3 protein-coding genes are annotated in these 2,997 nt (G+C 53.9%); 2 read left to right on the top strand and 1 reads right to left on the bottom strand.

Going from position 1 to position 2,997, the window contains the following annotated elements:
* The first annotated feature begins 271 nt into the window (after nucleotides 1-271).
* Nucleotides 272-1,288: a carboxypeptidase-like regulatory domain-containing protein gene (locus tag WCA10_RS23140; protein ID WP_472824902.1), complete on the top strand. Its 1,017-nt coding sequence runs from the start codon at nucleotides 272-274 to the stop codon at nucleotides 1,286-1,288.
* A gap of 154 nt (nucleotides 1,289-1,442) precedes the next feature.
* Nucleotides 1,443-1,976 (top strand): hypothetical protein, encoded by a 534-nt coding sequence (locus WCA10_RS23135; RefSeq protein WP_472824901.1) that lies wholly within the window; start codon nucleotides 1,443-1,445, stop codon nucleotides 1,974-1,976.
* 608 nt (nucleotides 1,977-2,584) lie between these two features.
* On the opposite strand, the gene WCA10_RS23130 is transcribed toward WCA10_RS23135, so the two are convergent.
* Nucleotides 2,585-2,997, bottom strand: a 413-nt coding sequence (locus WCA10_RS23130; protein ID WP_472824900.1) for a transposase, incomplete at its 5' end; no start/stop codon positions are given.

Raw genomic sequence — 2,997 nt, 5'->3', positions numbered from 1 at the left:
CAATCGTCGCCATTACCTGCCACGGCTGCTGCTGACCTTGTCCTCGAAAGGGAAAAAGCAAGAAACAAAACAAAAACCACCCCAGCGATTCGAAGATGTTGACAGGGTCACACCATATCAATTTCCGGATCGCCCACAATACTCCTGGAGCCCGAAATCTCATTAGGCGTCTATTCTGCAGCCTGGAACAAATGCGTCGTTCTCGGTGTCTATGTTCACAGTGACCATTCACCCATCTTTGCGGGAAAGTCTGAGTCGATTCGCTAAGAGAATGCTGATCCTTGTCGGATGGCTTGTATGCCTGACCTCCGTCGCAGCGCAGAATCAAGTTCAATCCCCTTACAAAGGAGTGATCTACGGGACGGTTATCAACCAAGATGGAACACCTGCGAAGGGGCTGACGCTGAATGCTTTGCCATTGGGAGTGGCGCTTGGCATGCCACTTCCATGGACAAAGACGAACGATGCTGGTGCCTATCGCTTCGAGCGTCTTCAGTGGGGCAGGTACACAGTGTTCGCCGAAGACAAAGAGGCGGGCTACTCGATGTTCAGCACCGGGGCAGGAGGCGCCGCGGGACATCCACCTGAGGTCGAACTCACCGCTGAACATCCTGAGGCAGAATTCACTGTGCATTTGCCGCCGCCAGCTGGCTTAGTGCTTTTTCATCTCACGAATCGAAGTACGGGAACCCCAATTACCGGGGTGGAAGTTACGGTCATGTCAGAAGACATCACTCTGAAGACGATTTTCAGTGGAGGTTTTAGTTTGCCGCAGCCCATACTCGTTCCCTCGGATAAGGATTTGCTTCTGCATGTGACCTCGTGGGGCTTTAAGGAGTGGGAGCAGAGCGTGGGAGCGGGCAAGCACATCCGCATTGCACCGAGGAACCGGTTGACGCTGGATGTGCAGCTTAATCCCTCCAACTCGCTGACAGCGCGAATCCCAAGTGCCGATCCGAAGAAGTACCAGGGCATTCACGATGGAAAGGATTGGAGGAATCCCTGTTTGATTGTCCGAGCCGACGGGGTCATCATCTCTGGAGTGAATGACGGAAATCCGCTCCCTGTGAAAGCAGTTGCGGCAGCATTGGAAGACCTTCCGGATTCAGCATGGCCCTATGGGTCGGTCGTGGCGGTCCAAGATTACCGCATTGCGTCCTCGGAATCTGAACGACCCCGGATTGAGGCCAATCAAATGTTGCTCGAGCCGCTTCTCGGTGAACTTGGCGTCATTGCAGGCTTCCGGCCTCCAGCCTGTGCGCCGCCGAGTGACCAAACTCAGCCTTGAATTGTGAGTAGTGGGAGGGTGCCGCCTATAGAGAAGTAACTCCAAAACGGCAAAACGGGGGTTATTCCCGTATCGTCCCCAAACCGACCCTAGGGACGGTTCTGCGGTTGTGAGCGGCTATCGAGAGAATGTCATCAACTAGAATGAATTCGCTATGCACCTCGAATGGAACCTTCATTACAGTCGCTGGGTCATCGACGATGGCGAGCCAGAGCGCCATGTTGGTGACATATTCGATTGGTTCGCAGTCAGCCTTTGGTCTGACGCTACGCTGACCCGGACTGTAGAAAGAACGAAAGCCGCGGTTCCAATCGCCGACAACTCCTATCGTGTGAGTGCCGAAGTCATCTACGTCTCGCATGACCCCGAACAGGCGGCTCGCATTCTTGACTTCGGTATTAAGGCCATATCGGAGAAAGCAGATATTCTTCCTCGGGAGTGCAAAGAGGGTGAATACGTGACCGGCGAAGTTCGACTGGAACTGCCTCTATGCACAAGGGCATCTCGACACTTCGCCTACCGATGGCGTGTGAATAGAATTTCCGCAGACCTGACTCCTTACGTGCCAGACCCAGTCCGGGGTTGCTTCATTCGCGGTGCCTCCGAAGTTCGTTATCAAGACGTGGTGGGTACCGATTCTGTTCACGCGAAAACCTACGTCCTGCACTGTTCCGATCTCAATCCGTGAAATTGCGATATTTCGCCAAATCAATCTGCGCGGTCCACTGCGTGGGCGTCGTTATCAGACGATTGCAGCTCTAAACCGCGCCTTCGATAATCATTCCTGTCGGTTAACCGCCGACTCTTCCCCTACCCAGTACATGCGCGTCGCCGGCCAGCACGGGAAGGCGAAGGAAAGGCATAGGGAAGAGTTGTCCACGATCTGCCCGGAACGCAAAGAAACGTTTCACAGGCAGCACGCAGAGTGACAGCATCGGTGCCTATTTTCTAATTCCTATCGCCCTGGCGATTGCCCAAGCACTCAAGCTCCCCAAGGAATAGATTGCTCCGTTGACGAAAGCCGAGAGGAGCAATCCAAACGAATTGTGCCATCTTTCCCCGTCGTGCCAGGCCATTAGCATCAGATTGCTGGGCCAAAGCAAATCTGTGGCAGCACTTAGAAATGGTGTGTTATGAGGATTCGCTGTTGTGTGTGTAGCCAGATAACTGCAGGCCATCCCAAGCAGAACTGCGATCACAAAGCCGCAGATTCCGAATGAGATGATCATCCTTCGTATCATTCAACTCACCCGTTGCGTTACCGTGGCAAGTATCTCTCAATACTAGTGTAGCGTCTCATGCAGATCGTCTTTTATTGAGCGTGGTCTGAGCACGGGTGACCTTTTCCAGGATGTCGTTTGCCTTTGCGGTCCAGATGAAGGGCTTTGGTTTTTGGTTGTGGTGGTCGATGTAGCAGCCGATGGCGGTGATCAGTTGCTCCAGATCCTGGAAGACGCCGCGCCGAATCTGGTTGGTGGTGAGGTCGCGGAAGAATCGCTCGATCATGTTGAGCCATGAAGCCGAAGTAGGCGTGAAGCGAACATGGAATCGCGAGTGTTTCTGCAGCCAGCGCTGAACCCGTTCATGTTTGTGCGTCGCGTAGTTGTCGCAGATCAGATAGATTTCCTTCCCCGCCGGAACGGTCTGATCGATCATGCGCAAGAAGTGGAGCCATTCCTGATGGCGATGCCGTTGCTGGCACAGCCCGT

Origin of the sequence: Occallatibacter sp., from assembly GCF_049582745.1 — a bacterium.
Classification (GTDB): Bacteria; Acidobacteriota; Terriglobia; order Terriglobales; family Acidobacteriaceae; genus Telmatobacter.
Note: the sequence above shows the minus strand (reverse complement) of the source record. Positions and strands in the feature narration are given on the sequence as shown.